Origin of the sequence: Haloterrigena turkmenica DSM 5511, assembly GCF_000025325.1 — an archaeon.
In the GTDB taxonomy this organism is placed as follows: domain Archaea; phylum Halobacteriota; class Halobacteria; order Halobacteriales; family Natrialbaceae; genus Haloterrigena; species Haloterrigena turkmenica.
The window spans coordinates 2,038,856-2,062,008 of the sequence record NC_013743.1 but is presented as its reverse complement, the minus strand read 5'-3'; the positions used below and the strand labels follow the sequence as shown (position 1 = coordinate 2,062,008).

The following is a 23,153-nucleotide window of genomic DNA, read 5'->3' as shown; positions in this document are numbered from 1 at the left end:
AGGCAACACTCCGTTGAGCGGGGAACTCGAGGAAACGGTGGGCTCTATTTATCCGAATATCGGCCGACGGCGGTGCCGTGAGTCACCCATGAGCGAGCGATCTGACGAGCGGCCGAATCCGGTACCCGAATCAGCGACCGACTATACCGCGACGTCCCGTCGGCACCTGTTGAAGGCCGCCGCGGCCGCCGGCGGCGTCGTCGCGCTGGGCGATCTCGCGGCCGCTCAGGGGGTAGAGACGATCGAACTGGGCGGCGAGACCAGCGGCTGGCAGGGCGTCGCGCCCGACGACATCGCGGGCGAGACGAACCCCACGCTGGAACTCGAGGCGGGAACGACCTACGAACTCACGTGGGAGAACCTCGACGGGCAACCGCACAACTTCGTCATCGAGAGCGAGGGCGGAGAGCAACTCGAGCGAACCGACCTGCTGATGGAACAGGGCGAGACGCAGACCCTCGAGTTCGAGGCGACGAGCGAGATGGCGGAGTACTACTGCGAACCGCACTCGGCGACGATGCGCGGGGAGATTTCGGTCGGCGACGGTGGTGGGGGCGGGGCGGAGCAAGACGAAGCGGCCGAAGAAGAGCCCGAGGCCTTCTTCGATCCCGGCGCGGAGATCGGCGTACGAACGCTCGCGGAGGGAATGACGGCGCCGACGGACATGGCGGTCGCCGACGAGGACGAGGAGCGGTACTTCGTCGCCGACCAGACGGGCGAGCTCTGGGTCGTTACGGGAGACGGCCTGCAGGACGAACCGTTCCTCGACGTCAGCGACCGGCTGGTCGAACTCGGCACGTTCGAGGGCGACTACGCCGATCCGAATCAGGACTACGACGAGCGGGGACTGCTCGGTGTCGAGTTCCATCCCGAGTTCGCGGAGAACGGCCGCTTCTTCGTCCACTACAGCGCGCCGCCGAACGACGAGACGCCGGAGGGCTGGAGCCACGTCGAGGTCGTCTCCGAGTTGCAGGCTACCGAGGACCTGAGCGCCGGCGACCCCGACTCGGAACGGGTTCTGATGGAGTTCCAGAAGCCCCAGTACAACCACGACGCCGGACCGATGGCGTTCGGCCCCGACGGCTACCTGTACGTCCCGATGGGCGACGGCGGCGGTGCCAACGACAACATGGAAGGCCACGTCGAGGACTGGTACGACGGGAACGAGGGCGGGAACGGACAGGACGTCAGCGAGAACCTCCTCGGAAGTGTCCTCAGAGTCGACGTCGATAGCGAGATGTCGGAGACGTCTCGAGACGGAAGCGGCGACGCCGCCGACGAGGAGGGCGAGGACCGACCGTACGCCATCCCGGAGGACAACCCGCTCGTCGATTCGGACGAGGGACTCGACGAACACTACGCGTGGGGCTTCCGAAACCCCTTCGGGATCTCCTTCGACAGCGACGGACGGCTGTTCGTCTCCGACGCCGGCCAGGACCTCTTCGAGGAGGCGAACCTCGTCGAGGCTGGCGGCAACTACGGTTGGAACGTCAAGGAGGGGACCCACTGCTTCAGCACTGAGAGTCCCAGCCAGCCGCCGGAGGACTGCCCCGACTCGGCGCCCGACGAAGCGCCGTATGACGGGCAGGAACTGCAAGACCCCATCGTCGAGTATCCCCACGTGTACCAGGAACAGGTGGTCGGCATCACGATCATCGGCGGCCACGTCTACGAGGCCGGCGATATCGGGGACCTCGACGGGAAGTACGTCTTCGGCGACTGGACGGCCGATCCGGCGCGACAGTCCCCGCAGGGGCGAATCCTCGCCGCTTCGGAGCCGAGTGACGGGGCCGGAGGGATGACCGGCGACGGCGGTGGCAACCAGACCGAAGGGATGAGTCCCGACGACCAGGAGATGCCGGAGAACGCGACGCCCGACGAAGAGGGTATCGAAGGCGAAGGCTTCGAGAACGAGACGAACGCGACCAACGCGACCAACGAGACGCCCGACGACGGCGCGGCGGACGTCGGCGGTGGCGGCCAAGAGCAGGTCGTTCCGCGAGACGAACTCTGGGATATGGAGGAACTCCAGCTCGCCGGCTCCGAAGACGGCTCGTTTCCGTACTTCGTCCGGCAGTTCGGTCAGGACCTCGACGGTAACGTGTACGTGCTCGCAAATCAGGTGGGCGTTCCGGAGGGCGACACGGGCACGGTCTTCGAGATCGTTCCACCGGGCGAGGGCGAGTCGCTGGAACCGTTCGAAGCGGACGAAGCGGTCGAACCCGAGGAGCAAGAGACGGACGAGAACGCGACCGAAGACACTCAGAACGAATCGATCGCCGAGAACGCCACGGACAACGAGAGCGTCGCGGACGAGAACGTCACTGACGGTGAGAACGCGACCGACAACGAGACGCTGAGCGAGAACGTGACCGCCGACGGCGCCTGATCCCGCCGTCGCCGCATCGCCCATGCTCGCCGGTTCGAGGCTGGTCATGCTCGAGGACCGCCCTCGAGTCACCGGGCGAGGCCCGTCCTCGAACTGTGGACAACCGCGGGCTCCGTTCGCCGGCCCGGGGTTGATGGCTCCCGACGTGAAAAACAGAGCCATGCGCGAGACCGCCTCGACAGCGACCGTTACTGCAGGGGGCGCCGAGATTCCGGTGCTCGGATTCGGCACCGCCAGAATGACCGGCGACGAGTGTCGGCGGGCCGTCGAGACCGCCCTCGAGGTCGGCTACCGACACGTCGACACCGCCCAGATGTACGACAACGAGCGCGCCGTCGGCGAGGCCCTCGCCGCCAGCGACGTCGACCGCGAGGACGTCTTCGTCGTCACCAAGGTCCACCCCGACAACGCCGCGCGCGACGACGTCCTCGAATCGACCCGCGAGAGCCTCGAGCGACTCGGACTCGAGGCGGTCGATCTCCTCTTGCTCCACGCGCCGAGCGACCGCGCGCCCCTCGAGGAAACGCTGACCGCGATGAACGACCTGCAGGACGAGGGAGCCGTCGATCACGTCGGCGTCAGCAACTTCTCCGTCGAGCAACTCGAGTCGGCCCGCGAGCTGTCCGAGACGCCGATCGTCGCGAACCAGGTGAAGTACCACCCGTATCACCACCAGGACGACCTGCTCGAGTACTGCGTCGAGCACGACGTCTGCCTGACGGCGTACAGCCCGCTCGCGGAGGGGACCGTTCCGGGCGACGACCGACTCGCCGAGATCGGCGATCCCTCCGGCAAGTCGGCGTCGCAGGTCGCGCTGCGCTGGCTCGTCCAGCAGCCCAGCGTGGCGGCGATTCCGAAGGCCTCGAGCCGCGAGCACATCGAAGCGAACGCCGACATCTTCGACTTCGAACTCTCGGACGACGAGCTGGCGGCGGTCGCCGACGTCGGCGACGGACTCTGGGATCAGCTGGCTGTCACGCTCGGACTGCGGTGAGAGATTTCTCGGGTCGAACGATCAATTTCGTCGGCCTACAGACTGCTCCGACCGACGGTGTGCGGTGGCGCGCGCTGTCGGCCGCCTGAACGATAGTGAGGGCGGCCGATGATCCCGTGCGAGGGATGAGTGAGCGACTTCGGAGCGAGCGAATCGGTTGGGGAGGGTGTGGCGATTCCCTGTTGCCACAATCCTGATGGATACGCGTTCGTGACGTAGTACCGTTCGATTCCATCGTTCAGATTGGACTCGAGAGACTACCTGAACCTGAAATAAAACGATTAATCGCCGAGAACCATAGCGCTATTTGTCGATCCCGAGAAAAGAGCACCCATGCACTTCGATCACGCAGGGATCGCGACGGAGAACGTACGGGAACTTGCCGACCTGTACGGCGACCTCTTCGGCCTCGAGGTCGCCCACGAGGAGGAGTTCGACGGACTGCGCGTCGTCTTCCTCGAGTGCGGCGATGGTTACTTCGAACTGCTCGAGCCTCTCGAGGAAGGCACGATCTCGCGCTATCTCGAGGACAACGGCGCCGGAATCCACCACCTCGCGCTCGCGACCGACGATATCGAGGCGGCCCTCGAGACCGCGCGCGAACACGACGTCGCGTTGATCGACGACGAACCGCGACCCGGCGCGTGGGGCCACTCGGTCGCGTTCCTCCACCCCAGGGACACCGGGGGGATTCTGATCGAACTGGTCGAACACTGAGTGCGAAACAGAACGGGACGGGATGGAATGGAACGAGCGGGAAGCGACGGGTATCGACGCTACTCGAGTCGGTTCTCGCTCTCGCCCGGTTCACCGCGGTCGACGTCGATGCGGTGGGGTTCCGGCCGCTCGCTCTCGCCGCCGTTCCCGCCGACCGGAATCTTCGTCCGGAGTTCGCTGGCGAACGACTGGACCTGATCGACCAGCGTCTCGACTTCCTCCGCGAACTCGTCGACGGTGCGCTCAACGTAGTGGACGCGCTGGGCCGGAATCCGACGGACGATATCCCGGCCCTCGTTGTCTTCGCCGGTCTTGATGATCCAGTGGTCCTGGAAGTAGGCGATGTGTTCGTTGGGTACCGACTTCTCGACGGTCTCGTCGTGTTCGTCGTACACGATCGTCGCCTCGCCGATGTCGCGCTCGAGTTCGAGGTCCTCGTCTACCATAGCCGTGCTAGCACGCGGGTGCGCGTAGCCTCACTGCTTGCGAGCGACCGGTCTCGCTTTTGAGCGTCTCCCCCGCCGCCTCCGACCTCAGCCGAAGTTCTCGATCAGCGCGTCGTCGGGATCTCCGCCGGCGTCCTCGATGGTGTCCGCGACGAGCGTCACGAACTCCTCGAAGCCGAACGCGTAGATCCGACCGTCCTCGAGGTGGCGCTCGAGCGCGTCCTCGAGCCCCGCGTCGTCGTCGCCGTCGAGAACGACGACGTCCGCGCCCGCGTCCTCGAGGGCCTCGAGGCGATCGGTGTGGGCCGGTACGTCGGCCTGATAGATGACGACCGCGTCGTGGCCCGACTCGTGGGCCGCCTCGGCGATGGCGACCGCGGGGCCGACGCCCGGGCCGCCCGCGACGGCGACGACGTCCTCGTCGCCCTCGTAGGCGATCGTCCCGAACGGCCCCTCGACGTGGACGGTCTCACCGCCCTCGAGGTCGGCAAGCCACGGCGAGAGGTTGCCCTCGGGGTCGATCCCGACCGTGATCTCGAAGGTCTCGTCGACAGACGGCGACGAGAGCGTGTAGTGGCGCATGACGACCTCGTCGTCGTCGACCGTCTCGTCGTCGTTGACGTCCCGGGGCACAGCTCGGAGCAGAACGAACTGCCCGGGGTGGGCGTCGAACTCGTCGGGCGTCTCGAGTTCGAGCGCGACGGTGTCGGGACCTACTTCGCGGATCGATTCGACGGTGACTGGCGTCCCCTCGATTGGCATGTCGTCTACGTTTACCGGCCGGTCGAAAAGGCGTTCCGTTCCCCGACGAGTCGCCGTTCGCGACCACCGAGACCGAGGGATTCGATCGACCGCGGATCGCACCCGGAACGATAACACGAATCCGGCTTTAGAACACCTCTGCCATGACTTCTGTCACTCGAGTCCGTGTTGCGTTTCTACGATTAATTCGGTACTGAGTAAGAAAAACTGTCCTTCCGGGCCGAACATATCAGCGACTGTTGCGGCGGTCCGGCTGTGCTTTCAGAAGCCTTTTCATTTACTGGGAGCAAGGGTCGACATAACATGGCTGAGGACCTCAACTGGGCGGTTGGAGGCGAGGCCGGGGACGGTATCGACTCCACGGGCAAGATCTTCGCTCAGGCACTCGCCCGAGCCGGACGGCACGTATTCACGTCGAAAGACTTCGCGTCGCGTATCCGCGGTGGCTACACGGCCTACAAGATTCGAACCTCCGTCGAGGAGGTCCAGAGCGTCGTCGATCGCCTGGACATCTTGGTCGCGCTCACGCAGCGAACGATCGACGAGAATCTCGACGAACTCCACGAGGGCAGCGCCATCATCTACGACGGCGAGCGCTCCTGGGAGGCCGAGATTCCCGACGAGATGACGGCGGTCGACGTCCCGCTGAAGTCGCTGGCCGAGGACGCCGGCGGCGCGATCATGCGCAACATCGTCGCGCTCGGCGCCGCGTGTGAGATCACCGACTTCGACGTCGAGTACCTCGACGAAGCCCTCGAGAAGCGCTTCGGCGGCAAGGGCTCGCAGATCGTCGAGAACAACAAGGAGGCCGCCCGCCTCGGCCAGGAGTACGTCGCGGAGAACTACGACCTCGAGCATCTCGGCTACAGCGTCGAGACCACGGACAACGACTACGTCCTGCTCAACGGCAACGAGGCGATCGGCATGGGTGCGATCGCCGCCGGCTGCCGGTTCTACGCCGGCTACCCGATCACGCCCGCGACGTCGATCATGGAGTACCTGACCGGGCGTATCGAGGACTACGGCGGTCACGTCGTCCAGGCCGAGGACGAGCTGTCGGCGATCAACATGGCGCTCGGCGGCGCGCGAGCCGGCGCCCGATCCATGACCGCGACGTCCGGCGCCGGGATCGACCTGATGACCGAGACGTTCGGACTGGTCGCGACCAGCGAGACGCCGCTGGTCATCGCCGACGTCCAGCGGTCGGGTCCCTCGACGGGGATGCCGACGAAGCAGGAACAGGGCGATCTCAACATGGCCCTGTACGGCGGCCACGGCGAGGTGCCGCGGTTCGTCATCACGCCGACGTCGATCACCGAGTGTTTCTGGAAGACCGTCGAGGCGTTCAACCTCGCCGAGAAGTACCAGACGCCGGTGTTCCTGGTCTCTGACCTGGCGATGTCGGTCACCGAGCAGACGTTCCCGCCGGAAGCCTTCGACATGGACGACGTCGAGATCGACCGCGGCAAACTCGTCGACGACGACGAGGTCGACGAGTGGCTCGACGCGCAGGGTCACTTCCGCGCCCACGCCGTCACCGACGACGGCGTCAGCCCGCGCGCGATCCCCGGCACGGTCGACGGCGCTCACATGTCCACCGGCCTCGAGCACGACGAGCTCGGTCGGCGGACCGAGGATCAGGACGAGCGCGTCCAGCAGGTCGACAAGCGCTACCGAAAGGTCGAGACCGCACAGGAAGAAGAGGACTGGGACTACCGCGAGTTCGGCGACGAAGACGCCGACAACCTCATCATCTCCTGGGGCTCGAACGAGGGCGCGCTCGTCGAAGCGCTCGACTACCTCGAGGACGACGGGATCGACGTCCGCGTGATCTCGGTGCCCTACATCTTCCCGCGGCCCGACCTCTCGGAGGAGATCGAGGCCGCCGACGATGTGATCGTCGTCGAATGTAACGCGACCGGTCAGTTCGCCGACCTGATCGAACACGACGTGCTTACCCGCGTCAAGCGCATCAACAAGTACACCGGCGTCCGCTTCAAGGCGGACGAACTCGCCGAACAGATCACCGAGCAACTCTCCGCGGAGGTGCCTGCACAATGAGCTCAGACGTACGATTCACCGACTTCAAATCCGACAAGCAGCCGACCTGGTGTCCCGGATGCGGCGACTTCGGGACGATGAACGGCATGATGAAAGCCCTCGCCGAAACCGGCAACGACCCCGACAACACGTTCGTGGTGGCCGGGATCGGCTGTTCCGGCAAGATCGGGACCTACATGCACAGCTACGCCCTCCACGGGGTCCACGGCCGTGCGCTCCCGGTCGCCACCGGCGTCAAGATGGCCCGTCCGGACATCGAGGTCATGGCCGCCGGCGGGGACGGTGACGGCTACTCGATCGGTGCCGGTCACTTCGTCCACGCCGTCCGCCGGAACGTCGACATGTCCTACGTCGTCATGGACAACCGCATCTACGGCCTGACGAAGGGACAGGCCTCGCCGACCTCGCGGTCGGACTTCGAGACGTCGACGACCCCCGAAGGCCCCAAGCAGCCGCCGGTCAATCCGCTGGCCCTGGCGCTGGCTTCGGGCGCTTCGTTCATCGCCCAGTCCTTCGCCTCCGACGCGCTGCGCCACCAGGAGATCATCCAGGAAGCGATCGAACACGACGGCTTCGGCTTCGTCAACGTCTTCAGCCCCTGCGTCACGTTCAACGACGTCGACACCTACGACTACTTCCGCGACAACCTCGTCGACCTCCAGGACGAAGGTCACGACCCCAACGACTACGAGGCCGCCAAGGAGGTCATCCTCGACAGCGACAAGGAGTACCAGGGCGTCATGTACCAGGACGAAAACTCCGTCCCGTACCACGAGAAACACGGCGTCACCGAGGACATGTCCGAGATCCCCGACGGTGCGCCCGAGGACGCGATGGACCTCGTCCGCGAGTTCTACTAACGGCCGACGAATCGACCTACTTTTTCGCGCGCGATCGAGGGAGCGACGGCGCCGTGTTGGAAAACGGAAACAGAACGAGTGGTTCGGACGGTTGAGACGTATCGCTCTCGCTGTTAATTCGATGGACTCGAGCCCGGATATCGAGCGGCAGCCCGCTCAGACAGGGTGTTCGACGGACTCCATTAGTTCCTCGGCGGTCGCCGACTCCGCGGCGAGCGCGGCCGGATAACTGCCGACCAGCACTAGCCGATCACCCTCGTGTGCGAACGACGTCACTACGATGTCGACGTCGATCCGTTCGCCCTCGAACGTCGTCGTTCCCTCGAACACGTCGACGGACCGTCCGTCACCGAGAATCTCGAGGCCGAACGACTCCCGGTGGGTGAGGTTCTCGATCGAGGCGCCGCCGCGCTCGAGTTCGCCGCCGTACTCCGAGAGCAGTTCCTCGTTGCTCAACTCCCCGATTGGGTTGAACGACCGGCCCGCGACCGAGACGTCGGGGATCGAAATCGCGGCGAACGCACAGCCCTCGCCCGCGGTGCCGCGGAATTCGATTTCTTTCGTGTACGTCGAGAGCCAGACCGTCGCTTCGACGTCGCGCTCGACGCCGACGTCGACGCGCTCCTCGATCGATCGCTGCTCGGTCGCGCGTTCCTCGTAGCCGGCCGTTTCGAGCGCGCTGTCGGTCGGTGCCGCGCGTTCGGCCGTGACCTCGAGCGGGCCGTTTCCGAGCGCGAAATCGAGACAGCCGGCCGCGAGCGCGAGCGCGCCAGTCGCTCCGGTCGCGAGAACCGTTCGGCGAAACGTAGTCATCATTCTGACCTTCGTCAGCAACTGTATATTCCTTGTGGCAGGCCGGCTCGGCTGTCAGCGCGGCGAAATTAGTCGAATCGGCGTGGCCCGCTGCGCGGCGGCGACGGCGAACACAGCAAGCGTTATCGGGGTCGACCCCACCGGTTTAGGCATGACCGAGTTCGCCAACCGAGTCGAGCAGGTGTCGATCAGCGGGATCCGCGAAGTGTTCGAAGCCGCGAGCGAGGACGCGATCAACCTCGGGCTGGGACAGCCAGACTTTCCGACGCCCGCCCACGCTCGCCGCGGGGCGATCGAAGCGATCGAATCGGGCCGCACGGACGCATACACGTCGAACAAGGGGACGCGCAGCCTCCGAGAAGCGATCTCGGCGAAGTACGACCGGGACTACGGCCTCGAGATCGATCCCGAGGACGTCATCGCGACCTCGGGCGGCAGCGAGGCGCTGCACCTCGTCCTTCAGGCCCACGTCGATCCGGGCGAGGAGGTCATCTTCCCAGATCCCGGCTTCGTCTCCTACGACGCGCTGACCGAAATCGCAGACGGGACGACCAAACCGGTGCCGTTGCGCGAGGACCTCACGCTCGATCCCGCGACCGTCGAGGAAGCCATCACCGACGACACCGCCGTCTTCATCGTCAACAGCCCGGCGAACCCGACCGGCGCGGTCCAGAGCGAGGCGGATATGCGCGAGTTCGCCCGCATCGCCGACGAACACGACGTGCTCTGTCTCTCCGACGAGGTCTACGAACACATCGTCTTCGAGGGCGCACATCACTCGCCGATGGAGTTCGCCGAGACCGACAACGTGGTCGTCGTCAGCGCCTGTTCCAAGACCTACTCGATGACCGGGTGGCGACTCGGCTGGGTCGCCGCCTCCAACCGCCGCATCGAGCGGATGCTGCGCGTCCACCAGTACGGCCAGGCCTGTGCCTCCGCGCCCGCCCAGTACGCGGCCGAGGCGGCCCTGACGGGACCGCAGGAGCCGGTCGAAGAGATGGTCGAGACCTTCGAGCGGCGACGCGACCTCGTCGTCGACGGCCTCGAGGACGCCGGCCTCGAGGTGCCGACGCCGGCGGGGGCCTTCTACGCGATGCCGAAGGTGCCCGAGGGCTGGTGCGAGGAAGTGCTGGACCGCGGCGTGGTCGTGGTTCCGGGCGACGCCTTCGGCGAGCACGGCGAGGGGTACGCCCGGCTCTCGTACGCGACGGGTACCGAGGACCTGAAGGACGCCCTCGAGATCATCGACGACGCGACGCGAGCGGTTCGATAGGATCCGAGAACGGGGTGGGTGCCGGCGATCCGCCAGTCACTTCGACGATCGACCGACGACTCGAGGCGCCTCCTCGGGGTCTCGGAGGCACTCCGCGGGGAGTTCGTCCCGCCGTCCGTCCAGGAGTTCGACGATCGGCCTGATCTCGTCGAATCGGGGGCCCCGCGTCACGCGGTGCTCGTCCCGATCCCACTCGACGTACCCGTAGTCGTCCAGCTTCGGGAGGTGGATGTGGTGGGCGCGAAGGAGCGCTTCGTCGGCGTCCGGTATCGCTCGGGAACTCGAGAGGTGTCTGCGAAGCAGCCCGTCGTTCGACTCGGTGATCTCCCACGAGGTGCCGGCGGGCTGTGAGACCCGCCGTGGCGCGTGATCCAGCAGGTCGACCAGCAGCTCCCGCCGATAGCCGTCCGCGAGCGCATCGAACATGCGATCGGTCATTCGGTGTTTCACCCAGTTTTTCCGTAACACACCCAATGCCGTTAAACGGGCAACATTTTCATCGCCGACCGCTGTTTTGAGTAACCGAGTAACAAAACGCCGTCAGTTCCCTACTGTGCGAATTCCTCGAGGATCGTCTCACAGAAGACCTCGAGGTCGTCCGGATTCCGGCTCGTGATCAGGCCGTCGTCGACGACGACCGCCTCGTCGACCCACTCGCCGCCGGCGTTGCGGACATCGGTCTGGAGGCTGTGGTAGGAGGTCAGTTGCTTTCCGTCGACGACATCGGCCTCGACCAGCGTCCACGGGCCGTGACAGATGACGGCCGTCGGTTTGCCGGCCTCGACGTGTTGACGGAGCAGGTCGACGCCCTCGTCGTACGTCCGGAGGGTGTCCGCGCCGACGGTGCCGCCGGGGACGATCACCGCGTCGTAGTCGTCCGCGGAAATCTCGTCGAAGGACTTCTTGATTTCGTAGCTCTCGCTCCCTTCTAAGTCGTTGTTCACAGTCTGTCCTTCGCCGGTCTCGCTGCCGACCACGTCGACCGTCGCACCGGCGTCGGTGACGAGGTCCGTCGGTTCGACGAACTCCACCTCCTCGGTGCCCTCCTGCGCGAGGAAGACAGCGACCGTCACGTCCTCGAGTTCGCTGCCGTCGACGTCGATATCTACCATATTTTCGAACAGGCGCGGCGAGCGGACAAGCGTTTGACTTGCTGGTGCAGCCGAAGCGGCTCGCCCGATCGGACGGTTCCGCGTGCCACTGGGAACTGTAGCCTTATACGCCTCTGCGGGCATGATACCAACGAGATGCGCGCTGTACGCCTTCACGAACACGGCGACGCGGACGTACTGCAAGTAGACGACGTCGACCGACCCGAGCCCGGCGCGGACGAACTCCTCCTCGAGGTGGCCGCGGCGGGAGTCAACCCCGTCGACACCTACTTCCGGGACGGGTCGTACGAGCCGGTCGATGTCCCCTTCACCCCGGGCGTCGACTTCGCCGGTGTCGTCGCCGAGACCGGCGCAGGCGTCGACGAATTTTCGGAGGGCGACCGCGTCTTCGGGACCGGGATCGGCAACGGCGGTTTCCAGGGCGCCTACGCCGAGTACGCGACGGTGCCGACGGACCGAGTGGTCCAGCTGCCCGACGGCGCGGATCTGGCCGAGGCCGGCGCGGCGGGCGTCGCCGCCGTTACCGCCTGGCGCGCGCTGGTCGACCACGCCGCGCTCGACCCCGCAGAGTACTGTCTGGTCCACGGCGGCTCCGGCGGCGTCGGCCACGCCGCGGTCCAGATCGCCGACGCGGTCAGCGCCCGGGTCATCACTACCGCTTCGGACGAGTATCACGAGACCCTCGAGGACCTCGGCGCCGAAACCGTCCTCGACTACGCGCGCGACGACCTCGCGGACGCCGTCCTCGAGGCCAGCGACGGCGGCGTCGACGCCGTACTGGACCACCGGCTGGACGACTACCTCCAGTTCGACGCGGACGTCGCCGCGACGGGCTGTCGCGTCGTCGGCATCGGCGAGAACAGTCCCGATCCGGGCTTCTCGAACGACGGCGCCGCCCGCTCGAAGGACGTCAGCTACCAGTTCATGAGCATGTTCAACACGCCGGACCTGCGCGTTCCGCTGCGCGGCGTCGCCCACCTCATGGCGACCGATGGGCTGTCGATCGAACTCGCACAGACGTACGACTTGGCGGAGGCCGCCCAGGCCCAGCGCGACGTGATGAGCGACAGCTTCCTCGGGAAGCTGGTCCTCGAGCCGTAACGGCGGACCGATCGCGGGAGAAGAGCGAACTCGAGGCGGGCGCTATCGGAGCGGACCGCGGACGGCCTCCTGTCGCTCCAGGAGCGTCCGCCCCTGATCGAGAAGCGTCAGCGTCTCCGTCTTCCGGTCGTAGTCGATCGCACCGGCGGCGTCCAGCTTCGGGACGTGGAGATGGTGCAGCGAGATGCGGACCTCTCGAACGTCCCGCGAGGAGACGTCAGCGAGGTCAGAGATCGTCGTCGGATCCGGGTTTCGGGTGTCGGTCGCGATCGCCTCTGCGAGTTCGGTCAGCGTGGCGGTGCCGTCGGACCGGTCGAGATACCGCAACACCGCTCGGCGGTTGCGGTCCGCCAGGATCCCCATCGCCGTATCGACGGCGTCGGCGCTGGAATCGTCGAATTCGAGGTCCGCCGCCGGTGAGTTGATGGGTGGGGTCATAGCCGCTATAGGCGGCGCGAGGTATTTAACCAACCTGTGAGTTCGATCGAAACACACGACCACATACCCCGCATATGGGCCGTATATCGCCCGATATCGCCGATATCGGTCCGGCGGCGGGAGTCTATGAGAGATCGGCGACCGCTTCCATCGTCGTCTCCTTCTCCGCTTCGCTCATCTCGTTGACGAAGCCGATCCGAACCGCGTCGACGGCCTCGAGGCTCGCGTACTCCTCGACCCACTCGCGGACCTCCGCGGACGTCCCCGCGGGCGCAAGGTCGTCCAGCACGTCGTCGGGGAGGGCGGCGGCCATCGCGTCGGTGTCTCGCTCCTGCCAGGCGACCCGGATCTCGTCGACGACGTCGGCGTACCCCTGCTCGGCGACCGAATCGCCGTAGTAGGGGCCGTAGGCGCCGAGCATGAACGCGATCGTCGACCGCGCCTTCGCCCGCGCGGTCTCGCGGTCCTCGCTGGCGATCCCGCGGACGATCGGGGCCACGCGCAGGTCCTCGAGGCGCTTGTCCGCGAGTTCGGCACCGTCGTCAGAACGGGTACGTTCTGACGGCCTATCAGATCGCATCTGATAACCGCGCTCAAGGTCCGCCAGCCGGTCCTCGAGGCCCGCTTTCGTGAAGAGCTGGGGCGCCCAGCCGTCGCCGAAGCGACCGGCCATCTCGGTGGCCGTCGGGCCGAGCGTCCCGAGGTCGATCGGCGGCGGGCTCTCGGGCACCTCGCGCTCGTAGTTGAGCCCGGCGATGTCGAAAATCTCGCCCTCGTAGGCGGGATTTCCGTCTTCGTAGACCGACCGAATTACCTCGATGACCTCGCGGGTGCGCCGGAGCGGCCGGTCGAACTCGAGGCCGTGCCAGCGCTCGGTGATCGCGGGCGAACTCGGGCCGAGGCCGAGGCGGAATCGCCCGTCGGAGGCGTCGTGCATCGTCAGCGCAGTCTGGGCGAGCAGCGCCGGCGAGCGGCCGTACGGCGAGACGACGTCGTTCGAGATGCCCAGTTCGTCGGTGCGGTCGGCGGCCAGCGTCAGCGGCGGGATGATGTTCCAGCCGGTCGTCTCGCCGACCGTGATGCGGTCGAAGCCCAATTCCTCGGCCTGCACGGCGCGGTCGGCGACGTCCTGCGGCCGCTCGTAGTCGGTGAGCCGCACCAGCAGGTCCAACTCGGCGTTCACGGATCCGCCCTCCACAGCGGTCGAATCGGTCGGCTGACTGTCATCGTCCGCTACCGCGACAGCCAGTCACATAAAATTATGATATTTTCGTTCAGCCGCACGCTCGACCGATCGCGGGACGATCACGAGCCGCTCGCGGTATCGCCGAGACACCGACCCAACGCTCGAGCGACGCCGATCGTCCCGACGCGAGTCGCGGGCGTTCGCGTACGCGGCCCGTCCGGGTCGAGATATCGGTTCCCGTTCGCCGTCACCTATCGGGTCGGTTCTGCAGGTAGTCCAGACAGAGCAGTCCCGCGCGGGCCTGGATCGCGACGAGTTTCCAGATCGGGATCGTCTCGTAGTCGAGTCGCGCTCGGATATCCTCGAGTCGCTCGAAGAAGACGTCCTCGAGTGCGGCTTTCGTCTCCGCGAGCGTCTCGCGAGCGCCCTCGTCAGCGCTCATCGCGGCGCGGTCGATCGATCGTAACAGCATACCCAGGTACGTCAGCAGGTGGTACTGCCTGAGGAAGTGCTCGTCGACGCGCTGGGCGACTGTCGCCGGTCTGTCCGTCTCCGCGGTCGATTCCGCCCACTCGAGTTTCGACTCGAGTTCGTTCTCGAAGTGGGGGATAGCCCCCGTCGCCTCCCGGGCCATCGGCGTCTCCGGTAAGTGCTCGGCGACGGCATCGGCCCCGTCTCGCATCTCTTCGAGGAGCGTCTGCCGTTTTCGAACCCCGTCCCGGATGACGTCCGCGCGAGGGCGCTCGAGTTCGGTTTGATCCTGTATCTGCGGGTCGCGGAAGTACGGTAGTTCGACGACGAGTTCGACAACGTCCTCGTTGAATCGGTCGGCGTAATCGTAGGAATTGCCGCCGAGGAGCGCCGCTTCGGGGTTGACGTCGTCACGGTCCCGAATGTCGTCGAACCGGTCCGCGAAGGTCGGGAGCCGATAGACGGCGTCGTCGAACGCCTCCATCGCGAACCACTCGGGTTCGCCTCGGTGGAGCGGAACGTCGTACTCCCCCGGGAGCGACGAGAGCACGTCGTAGAGCCGTTCGAGGGGCTCGGTGAGGTAGTAGTAACAGCCGCCGAACGCGGCGTTGTGGAAACTGTAGACGAACTCCGGGCGGCGGGTCTCGATCAGGTCCATCAGCACCCGCGTCTCCGGCGCTGGATCGTCGAAGACGTAGCCCTCGCGTTCGACCGGGAACGTAGCCTCGACCTGCTCGTCCGGCGGCGTTCGATAGAAGTTCTGCGCGTAGTTCGAGAGCGTGAACGGGCCGTCGAACCAGCCTTCGTTGAGCCGAACGCCGTCGGGGTCGACGACCGGCAGACAGACGAATTCGTAGTCGAGTGACCCCCGTAACTCGTCGTTCGTCGCGAGTTCGTGGAGCAGGAAATCGATCGTCATCGACCCGATCGGTTCGTTCGGGTGGGGCGCGCCGAACAGGAGCGCGCTCCGGTCGCCGTCGCCGACGGTCACCGTCCACAGCGTCTCGCCGTTCGCGCTCTCGCCGCGTTCGTCGTACTCGAGGAGGTCGTGTTCGGCCGCGAGGGCCCGGTCGCGGTCGCGGTGTTCGTCCACCGTAAAGAACGACTCGTAACGCGGGATCGCGCCGTCGACCCATTCGAACGTACGCGCCGGCGCTGACGGAGAACCTGTCATACTTCCACCATTTTGCGCGCCCTGCAATAAGTGCCGGCGGCTATTCCATGGAAGAAAGAATCGCTGCGTCACACGGTCGGACCGCGTCGAACGGGACTGGACCGACTACGGAGGCGTCGACCCGTCGTCCTCGAGAATCCCCGCACAGACCTCCTTCGCCGCCTCGAGGTGATCGTCGGCTCCCTCGTGGCCGGTCTCGTTGACTTCGGCGAGCAGATGCTGGACCTTCGCGACGCGCTCGAGGGTCGTCGCTTCGTCGAGGTCGCTCGTCGCCACGTCGCGCGCGACGGCTTCGGCCTCGCCGAGCCACCGGTTCGCCGTCCGATCGATCGGCAATTCGGCGGTCGCCTCGAGGTGTCGGTGGAGTTCCTGCGCCCGTTCGCGAAGCGACTCGTCGGTCATACGCACCGATACGGCGGGGAGTCCCGTAGTGGTATCTTTCGGTACTCGTCAAGACGGTGGGTAACGTTGATACGAGTCGTGAATGATGACCACGTATGACACATAACTGCTCGTTCCTCGAGGGTCTCGACCTCGCGGACGATCAGGTCTCGTTCGCAGAGGGACGCCGAGACTCGCACGCGACCGATTTCGGCACCGAGCAGAGCGGCGGCGTGTTCCCGGACGCGGTCGTCTACCCCGAACGCACGGCAGACGTCTCGGCCGTTCTCGAGGCCGCGACCGAACACGGCGTTCCCGTCACGCCCTACGCGGCCGGCACGGGACTCGAGGGCAACGCCGTCCCGGCCCGCGGCGGGATCAGCCTCGATCTGACGCGGATGGACGATATCGTCGACTATCGGCCCGACGACTTCCAAATCGACGTCGGGCCCGGGATCATCGGCTCGGCCGTCGACGAGCACGTCGCACCGGACGGCCTCTTCTTCCCGCCGCTGCCCTCCTCGGGCGACATCTCCACGATCGGCGGGATGATCGCGACCGACGCCAGCGGGATGCAGACGGTCAGGTACGGCGAGGTCGCCGACTGGGTGCTCGGTCTCGAGGCCGTCCTCGCGGACGGGACCGTCATCGAGACCGGGTCGCGAGCGAGCAAGACCTCGAGCGGCTACAACCTGACCGACCTGCTCGTCGGCAGCGAGGGAACGCTGGCGGTGGTCACCGAGGCCACCCTCGAGTTGGCGGGCCGCCCCGAACAGATCCGCGGCGGCCGGGCGATCTTCGAGACGCTCGACGACGCGGCCGAGGCCATCTCCGAGGCGGTGCGCACTGAGGTCGACGTCGCCAAGATCGAACTCGTCGACGGGCTGAGCGCCCGAATGGCGAACCGCTACCTCGGCAGCGATCTCCCCGACGCGCCGATGGTCTTCCTCGAGTTCCACGCCAACCACGGGATCGAGACGGAGATCGACCTCTGTCGGACGATCTTCGAAGGCCACGGCGTCCGCCAGTTCGAAGTGAGCGCCGACGACACGGCGATGGCCGATCTCTGGGAGGCCCGGCGGGAACTGGCGTACGCCATGCGGAGCTACGATCCCGACCGCGGACCGCTCCACCCCGGCGACGTGACGGTGCCGATCAGTTCCTACCCCGAGATCGTCCGCGAGGTCAAACGGCTCGCCGACGAACACGACCTCCTCGTCCCCTGTTACGGGCACGCGGGGGACGGCAACCTCCACTACAGCCCGCTCGTCGATCCGGACGACCCCGACCAACTCGAGCGGGGCGAACGAGTCTACCGCGAGGTCGTCGAACTGGCGATCGAGATGGGCGGCACCGCGACCGGCGAACACGGCATCGGCCAGGGGAAACGGAAGTACCTCGAGCCGGAACACGGCGCGGGCGCCGTCGACGCCATGCGGTCGATCAAACACGCGCTCGATCCGACGGGAACGCTGAACCCGGGCAAACTCTTTCCGGAGACCGAAGACGGGGAGGGCGTGCGGGAGCCGCGGCGCTGAGCGCGGCGACTCGAGTCACGACGGCCGCTGCTCGTCGCTCGAGTTCGGAGTCGGATCTGGGTCCGTGTCCGAATCGACGAACTCGACGCCGGTAATCTCGAACCGCGCGCCGTCGGCGTCGCTCGCCGCGATCGACCAGCCGTGGTGGTCGACGACGTCGGCGACGATCGATAGTCCGAGTCCCGTTCCCCCGTCGCCGGTCGTGTATCCCGGCTCGAAGAGGCGATCGGGTTCGTCTTCGAAGCCCCGACCCGTGTCCGCCACGTAGAGCCCGTCCTCGAGCGCGCCGACGGTGATGGCGACGCCATCGCGTTCGATCTGCTGACGAGGCCGCGACTCGAGGGACGCTGAGCCGTGTTCCACAGTGTCGTCGGAGCGGTTCTCGCGCTGACTGCTCGTCGAGCCGTGCTCGACAGTGTCCTCGGGAGCGTCAGCGACCGAGGGCTCGGAAGACGTGGAGCGTCTTTCGTCGTCCTGACGAGCCCGCGGGTCAGGGTTCGTGGAACCGTGCTCGACGCTGTTCCGAAAGAGGTTCTCGAGCAACTGGCGGAACTGCGCGGGGTCGGCACGGATCGTCCGGTCGTCGGCGACCGTAAGCGCGGCGTCGCCCGTGTCGACTGTCTCCCAGGCCGTCCTCGCCGCCGGCCCGAGGGCGACGGGTTCGGGCTCGAGGGCGGCCTGCCCCTGGCGGGCGAGGGTGAGGACGTCGTCGATCAGTTCCTCCATCCGCTCGTGGGACCGGGCGATCGTGCGGACGTGCTCGGGATCGTACTCCTCCTCGAGTAACTCGAGGTACCCCTTCGATACCGTCAGCGGGTTGCGCAGGTCGTGACTGACCACGCTGGCGAACTCGTCGAGCTTTCGGTTCTTGCGCTCGAGTTCGCGCTCCCGTCGGACGCGGTCGGTCACGTCGTGGACGACGAGCGTCCAGCCGAGGGGGCCGCCGCGGCCGTCGATGGGCGAGGCCGAGAGCTCGTAGATGCGACGCTCAGCGCCGTCGCCGAGCGAGAACTGGGCGTCGTGACCGTCGCCGCCGTCGGCGGATGCATCGATTACCGCGTCGACGTCGACCGTCGGAACGACGTCGACGACGGGGGTGCCGACGAGCGCATCACGGTCCCGGTCGAAGAGCCGCTGTGCGACCGGGTTGCTGTCGATGATCCGCCGGTCGGCATCGACGACGAGCACGCCGTCCTCGAGGTTGGCGACGACCTCGTTGCGCGCGATCGGCGCGAGCTCGAGCAGGCGGTAGCGGTAGAGGCCGAACGTGATCGCGAGCCCGGTGATCGTCAGTCCGATCGGGGTCGTCCCGATGATCTCGAGGGACGAACTCGCGACGACGGCCGACGCCCACGGAACCGCCACCGCGACGAGGACGGCGATCCCCTGCCAGCGGTGGAGGCTGTTGCTCCGGACCGCGACGTCGAGGACGACGATCGCGGTGGCCGCGAGACAGAGCGTCGCGTACGCGAGGTGGACGAACAGCCCGACGTTCGGCTCCGCGGTGACGACCGTCGCTGGCTGGGCCCACGGGACGTTCAGCGGGACCATCGCCTCGTGCGGCGGCCCCCACAGAACGCGGGTCCGGCCGTTGAGCGCCAACAGGCCGACCATGACCAGCGGTTCGATCGCCAACAGCCCGAGTCGGCGGCGGGTGAGCCAGCGGTCTCGGCCCGTATACGCGAGAGCGAAGACGAGAAACAGCGACGGGATGATAGCAGCGGACACCCACTGGAGATCCGCCCAGCGGGCCTTCCAGACGAACGCCGTCGACTCGATCTCGAGGACGTGCATCCCAAGCCAGAGCGCGACGCTCGCCATCAGCGCGGCGAGGGGGACCGAACCGGCGGCCGGACGCGATCGCCACGCCGCGACCGCGGTCCCGACGGCGACGGCGAGAGACAGCAACAGCACGATGCTGTACGGGTTGATGATCCAGCCCATCCGTGATACCTCTCTCTGCACCGACGACGGCTAAGTGTCTACCGGCCTACTGTTGCGGGACTGATGCGACCGGGGCCTCGAGCAGTCGTCGCCCGGCCTCGAGGACCGGGCCGTTCGGCGCTCGGCTCAGTCGTGGACCAGCACGTCGAGGACGTCCGGGCCGTCCCGGGCCAGCGCGTCCGCGAGCGCCTCGTCGATTTCGTCGGGCGTTTCGACGAGTTCGGCGCGGGCGCCGTGGCTCTCGGCGTTTCGCACGAGATCGACGCCGGGCTCGAAGTCCATGCCGACGAACTCGTAATCCTCCTCCTCGCCGCCCATGAGGTGGAGGGTGTTGTCCTTGAGGATGCGGTAGTTGCGGTTGTCCGAGATGACGACCGTCAGATCCAGGTCGTAGCGGGCGGCGCTGTAGATCGAGTGGGGGTAGTACTGGTAGGAGCCGTCGCCGATGAAGCCGACCACGTCGCGAGGGTCGTCCCGTTGGGCCTCCGCGACGGCTGCGCCGACCGCCGCCGGGAGCCCGTAGCCGAGGCCGCCGCCCTTGTTCGAGATGTACTGTTCGGGCGCGAACTCCCACCGCGTCAGCATGGCGTACTTCGAGGTGACGCCCTCGTCGACGATGGCGGCGTCGCCGGCGACGCGCTCCATCGCGTCGACTAACTCGGCCTTCGAGGCGCGCGGGTCGTCCTCGCCGTCGCCCTCGCCGTAGCCAGACATCTTCGATTCGACCAGCTCCTTCATCTGGGCGACCGACTCGAGGCGGTCGGCGACGACGTCGTCGGAGAGCTTCCCCTGGACGCGCTCGGTCAGTTCCTGCATGACCAGGCCGGGATCGCCGACGACGGCCGCGTCGGCGGGCTGGTTCTTGCCGACTTCCCAGGCGTCGTCACTGAGGTGGATGCAGGTCGTCTCCGGATCGACCAGCGCCTCCTCGTGGCGGGTCAGCGTCGTGTTCGTCGACACGCCGGCGAAGCAGATCGTATCGGTGTCCATCAACATTGCGGCCGCGTCCTCGCTGGTCGGCAGGTAGGAGACCCACTGATCGTGGTCGGTCGGGAAGTCGACCTCGCAGGAGAGGATCTCGCCGTGGACGCGGGCCCCCGTCGCCTCCGCGAGCTCGACCGCCGCGGCGACGGCATCGGCGCCCGAGCGGGCGACGTGATCGCCGACGACCAACACCGGATCGTCGGCCTCGGCCAGCAAATCGGCGGCGCGCTCGAGTTGCACGGGGTCACCGCTGCCGGCGTTCGGGATCGGTCCCAGCCGCTCGGGCTCGGCGTCGGTCTCGGCCATCGTGACGTCGAGCGGCAGCGCGAGGAAGACGGGGCCGGTCGGCGGCGTCATCGCGACTCTGAACGCCCGTCGCAGCATCGTCGGCAGCGCGGCGACGTCGAGCACCTCGTCGGACCACTTGCAGAACTGGCGGGCCATGTCGGCGAGTCGGCCCGAGAGGATCGGCTCCTCGTGGCGGAAGTCGGTGCTGTGGTTGCCCGCGGTGACGACCAGCGGCGCGCCGGCGACCTTGGCCGCATAGAGATTTCCGAGGCCGTGGGCCAGCCCCGGCGCGATGTGGAGGTTCGCCACCCCGACCGGCGTGATCGAGTCGTCGTGGTGGGCGTGGTACCGACGCCGCTGGGCGTAGCCGCCGGCCATCCCGACCGCGATGTCCTCGTGGAGCCCGAGCCGGTACTCGAGGTTGCTCTCGCCGATCGCCTCCATGATCGGCAGCTCCGTCGTTCCCGGATTCCCGAAGACGTAGTCGACGCCGTAGGACTCGAGCGCGTCCGTGAAGAGATCGGCTCCGGTATAGCCCGCTGTCATGCCCGTCAGTGGCACGGGACGGCACATCAAACTGTGCGTTACGGAGTGGCGCGCCGGTTGCACGGAGTGCCGACCTGCACCCACGGCGGCGCCCATCGAGGGGTCGAGGGCGCCCGACCCGCAGCGAACGTCGTGCCGGCACGGGTATTATGTATCAGTTCGTTGTCGCTCGAGTATGGCCCTCGCGAGAACCGGCACAGGCCCGCGAGCGACGGTGCGAGCGTTCCTGTCGCAGGTCCACCCCGTCTTCATGACGCCGCCGGTCGCAGCGGCGCTGTTCGGTGCAGTCCTCGTCGGGCGGATCGATCCGGCCATCGCGGCGATCCACGCCGTCGCGATCTTCGCCGCGGTCTACACGGCCCACGTCAAGGACGGCTACGTCGATTTCCACATCCGCGGCGAGGACGACGAGCACCCGCTGACCGAGCGCGGGTGTCGCGTGGGACTGGCGCTCTCGACGACGGTCTTCGCCGCTTGTTGCGTGCTACTATGGGTGCTCGTCGATCCAGTCGCGGTCGTCCTGACGCTGCCGACGTGGCTGATCGCGTACCACCACGCGCCGCAGTTGGACACGAACCCGCTTACCGCGACGACGGGCTACCCGCTCGGCATCGCCCTCGCGATCCTCGGCGGGTTCTACGTGCAGGCCGGGACGATCAGCGCCGTCGCGGCGGGGTTCGCCCTCGTCTTCCTCGTGCTCCTGTCGGGGATCAAAGTCATCGACGACACCCAGGATTACGACTACGACCGGTCGATCGAGAAGCGCACCGTCGCCGTCGCCGTCGGTCCGGATCGCGCGTACGCGCTGGCCTACGGACTGATGCTGACGGCCCTGCTGGCCGTCCTCGCCTTCGCCGTCGCTCGCGTCTTCCCGCCGACGACGGCGCTGGCCGCGCTCGCCTTCGGCGCGGTCGCGCTCGTCGCGCGTCGCGCGGAGCCCACGCTCGCCACGATGCTGCTCGTCCGCGGCTCCTACGTCTTTCTGGCCGTGCTCGTCACCGCGGTCTGGTTCGAGCCGCTCGCCGGCGTCGGGTTCCCGTGAGCGGATCGCGAAGCGAGTCGGCGGCGGCGCTGCTCACTCCTCGCCGGACGACTTCGGCGGCTTCCAGTCCATTTTGAGGGAGATCGTTTCGCGCGAGCCCCGCAGGATCGACGACCGCTCGCGGACGCCCAGCTCGTAGGCGATCGACTGCGACGGCCGGAGGGAGACCGTCTTGTTCCCCGTCCGGACCGACGCCGGGCCGTCGCCCTCGAGCGCGTCGGCCAGTTCTCGAAGCCGTTCGGCGGCCTCGTCGCGAGTGAGTTCCTCGGCAGCGAGTGTCTTATCTACCATGTTCGATGGTCCCACGGATCTCGCAATAAGTCGTATGCCTGACGACGGAGGGCTATCGAACGGGCCGCAGTTCTCAGTCGAATTTATCTCGAACAGACAGGAGATAGCCGACGATAATGACGCTGATTACTACCCCGAGGATATACACAATTCATAAATTCCAATCTACCCTCGACTGACTTCCGTAGTCACTATAGATGCGAACTTTTCATCGGTCTATGCTGTATTCTGCGTCGAGATACGGGTCATATCTTCGACCGCAATTATCGCATTCGTAGAATTGTATTCGCCATCCTGGTGTCGTATATCGAGCTGAATACGTCTCTCGCTTGCCACAACGCG

21 protein-coding genes are annotated in these 23,153 nt (G+C 66.7%); 9 read left to right on the top strand and 12 right to left on the bottom strand.

What is annotated here, in order from left to right; genetic code table 11:
- Positions 1 to 88 precede the first annotated feature (88 nt).
- From HTUR_RS09805 to mce, 3 genes are all read left to right on the top strand, one after another.
- On the top strand, positions 89 to 2,389 hold the full coding sequence (locus tag HTUR_RS09805) for a PQQ-dependent sugar dehydrogenase (protein WP_012943164.1): 2,301 nt from the start codon (positions 89 to 91) through the stop codon (positions 2,387 to 2,389).
- Positions 2,390 to 2,549: 160 nt separating this feature from the next.
- The gene (locus tag HTUR_RS09800; RefSeq protein WP_049941680.1) at positions 2,550 to 3,383 is read left to right on the top strand and encodes an aldo/keto reductase; all 834 of its coding nucleotides are present in this window, start codon (positions 2,550 to 2,552) and stop codon (positions 3,381 to 3,383) included.
- 333 nt (positions 3,384 to 3,716) lie between these two features.
- On the top strand, positions 3,717 to 4,100 hold the full coding sequence (gene mce, locus HTUR_RS09795; protein WP_012943162.1) for a methylmalonyl-CoA epimerase: 384 nt from the start codon (positions 3,717 to 3,719) through the stop codon (positions 4,098 to 4,100).
- A 59-nt stretch (positions 4,101 to 4,159) separates the two neighbouring features.
- Here mce and HTUR_RS09790 read toward each other — a convergent pair whose 3' ends face one another.
- Together HTUR_RS09790 and HTUR_RS09785 are read right to left on the bottom strand one after the other, a co-directional pair.
- A complete protein-coding gene (locus tag HTUR_RS09790) occupies positions 4,160 to 4,546 on the bottom strand; it encodes a hypothetical protein (protein WP_012943161.1) in 387 nt (128 codons plus the stop codon).
- An 87-nt stretch (positions 4,547 to 4,633) separates the two neighbouring features.
- On the bottom strand, positions 4,634 to 5,308 hold the full coding sequence (locus tag HTUR_RS09785; RefSeq protein ID WP_012943160.1) for a ferredoxin--NADP reductase: 675 nt from the start codon (positions 5,306 to 5,308) through the stop codon (positions 4,634 to 4,636).
- A 303-nt stretch (positions 5,309 to 5,611) separates the two neighbouring features.
- Here HTUR_RS09785 and HTUR_RS09780 point away from each other — a divergent pair, with 303 nt between their 5' ends.
- Together HTUR_RS09780 and HTUR_RS09775 are read left to right on the top strand one after the other, a co-directional pair.
- Complete coding sequence (locus HTUR_RS09780; protein ID WP_012943159.1) at positions 5,612 to 7,369, top strand: 2-oxoacid:acceptor oxidoreductase subunit alpha; 1,758 nt, start codon at positions 5,612 to 5,614, stop codon at positions 7,367 to 7,369.
- Positions 7,366 to 8,229, top strand: coding sequence for a 2-oxoacid:ferredoxin oxidoreductase subunit beta (locus HTUR_RS09775; protein ID WP_012943158.1), 864 nt, complete (start codon positions 7,366 to 7,368; stop codon positions 8,227 to 8,229). Before HTUR_RS09780 ends, HTUR_RS09775 begins: the two co-directional genes overlap by 4 nt.
- Positions 8,230 to 8,385: 156 nt before the next feature.
- Here HTUR_RS09775 and HTUR_RS09770 read toward each other — a convergent pair whose 3' ends face one another.
- On the bottom strand, positions 8,386 to 9,045 hold the full coding sequence (locus HTUR_RS09770) for a DUF6517 family protein (RefSeq protein ID WP_012943157.1): 660 nt from the start codon (positions 9,043 to 9,045) through the stop codon (positions 8,386 to 8,388).
- Between the two features lie 148 nt (positions 9,046 to 9,193).
- Between HTUR_RS09770 and HTUR_RS09765 the strand changes: the two genes are divergently transcribed.
- On the top strand, positions 9,194 to 10,315 hold the full coding sequence (locus tag HTUR_RS09765; protein ID WP_012943156.1) for a pyridoxal phosphate-dependent aminotransferase: 1,122 nt from the start codon (positions 9,194 to 9,196) through the stop codon (positions 10,313 to 10,315).
- A 36-nt stretch (positions 10,316 to 10,351) separates the two neighbouring features.
- Here HTUR_RS09765 and HTUR_RS09760 read toward each other — a convergent pair whose 3' ends face one another.
- Both HTUR_RS09760 and HTUR_RS09755 read right to left on the bottom strand, forming a co-directional pair.
- Positions 10,352 to 10,753, bottom strand: a complete 402-nt coding sequence (locus HTUR_RS09760) for a hypothetical protein (RefSeq protein WP_012943155.1) — start codon at positions 10,751 to 10,753, stop codon at positions 10,352 to 10,354.
- 110 nt (positions 10,754 to 10,863) lie between these two features.
- The gene (locus HTUR_RS09755) at positions 10,864 to 11,427 is read right to left on the bottom strand and encodes a type 1 glutamine amidotransferase domain-containing protein (protein ID WP_012943154.1); all 564 of its coding nucleotides are present in this window, start codon (positions 11,425 to 11,427) and stop codon (positions 10,864 to 10,866) included.
- Positions 11,428 to 11,562: 135 nt separating this feature from the next.
- Between HTUR_RS09755 and HTUR_RS09750 the strand changes: the two genes are divergently transcribed.
- Positions 11,563 to 12,528, top strand: a complete 966-nt coding sequence (locus HTUR_RS09750) for an NADPH:quinone reductase (RefSeq protein WP_012943153.1) — start codon at positions 11,563 to 11,565, stop codon at positions 12,526 to 12,528.
- A gap of 42 nt (positions 12,529 to 12,570) precedes the next feature.
- On the opposite strand, the gene HTUR_RS09745 is transcribed toward HTUR_RS09750, so the two are convergent.
- The 4 genes from HTUR_RS09745 to HTUR_RS09730 all read right to left on the bottom strand — a co-directional run bounded on the left by HTUR_RS09745 (position 12,571) and on the right by HTUR_RS09730 (position 16,199).
- Complete coding sequence (locus HTUR_RS09745; RefSeq protein ID WP_012943152.1) at positions 12,571 to 12,966, bottom strand: DUF7344 domain-containing protein; 396 nt, start codon at positions 12,964 to 12,966, stop codon at positions 12,571 to 12,573.
- A gap of 124 nt (positions 12,967 to 13,090) precedes the next feature.
- Entirely contained in the window at positions 13,091 to 14,149 is a 1,059-nt protein-coding gene (locus HTUR_RS09740; RefSeq protein ID WP_049941871.1) for an LLM class flavin-dependent oxidoreductase, read from the bottom strand.
- A 250-nt stretch (positions 14,150 to 14,399) separates the two neighbouring features.
- The gene (locus HTUR_RS09735) at positions 14,400 to 15,797 is read right to left on the bottom strand and encodes a M14 family zinc carboxypeptidase (protein ID WP_012943150.1); all 1,398 of its coding nucleotides are present in this window, start codon (positions 15,795 to 15,797) and stop codon (positions 14,400 to 14,402) included.
- A gap of 105 nt (positions 15,798 to 15,902) precedes the next feature.
- Positions 15,903 to 16,199, bottom strand: a complete 297-nt coding sequence (locus HTUR_RS09730) for a hypothetical protein (protein ID WP_012943149.1) — start codon at positions 16,197 to 16,199, stop codon at positions 15,903 to 15,905.
- 95 nt (positions 16,200 to 16,294) lie between these two features.
- Between HTUR_RS09730 and HTUR_RS09725 the strand changes: the two genes are divergently transcribed.
- Positions 16,295 to 17,716 carry an FAD-binding oxidoreductase gene (locus HTUR_RS09725; protein ID WP_012943148.1) on the top strand — a complete coding sequence of 474 codons (1,422 nt, stop codon included), beginning with the start codon at positions 16,295 to 16,297 and terminating at the stop codon, positions 17,714 to 17,716.
- A 15-nt stretch (positions 17,717 to 17,731) separates the two neighbouring features.
- Here the strand turns inward: HTUR_RS09725 and HTUR_RS09720 are convergent, their stop codons facing one another.
- Positions 17,732 to 19,660 (bottom strand): histidine kinase N-terminal 7TM domain-containing protein, encoded by a 1,929-nt coding sequence (locus tag HTUR_RS09720; RefSeq protein WP_012943147.1) that lies wholly within the window; start codon positions 19,658 to 19,660, stop codon positions 17,732 to 17,734.
- 126 nt (positions 19,661 to 19,786) lie between these two features.
- Positions 19,787 to 21,478: a thiamine pyrophosphate-binding protein gene (locus HTUR_RS09715; protein WP_049941679.1), complete on the bottom strand. Its 1,692-nt coding sequence runs from the start codon at positions 21,476 to 21,478 to the stop codon at positions 19,787 to 19,789.
- A gap of 175 nt (positions 21,479 to 21,653) precedes the next feature.
- Between HTUR_RS09715 and HTUR_RS09710 the strand changes: the two genes are divergently transcribed.
- Entirely contained in the window at positions 21,654 to 22,520 is an 867-nt protein-coding gene (locus tag HTUR_RS09710) for a UbiA family prenyltransferase (protein ID WP_012943145.1), read from the top strand.
- 33 nt (positions 22,521 to 22,553) lie between these two features.
- Here the strand turns inward: HTUR_RS09710 and HTUR_RS09705 are convergent, their stop codons facing one another.
- Positions 22,554 to 22,811 (bottom strand): amphi-Trp domain-containing protein, encoded by a 258-nt coding sequence (locus HTUR_RS09705; protein ID WP_012943144.1) that lies wholly within the window; start codon positions 22,809 to 22,811, stop codon positions 22,554 to 22,556.
- Between the last annotated feature and the right edge of the window lie 342 nt (positions 22,812 to 23,153).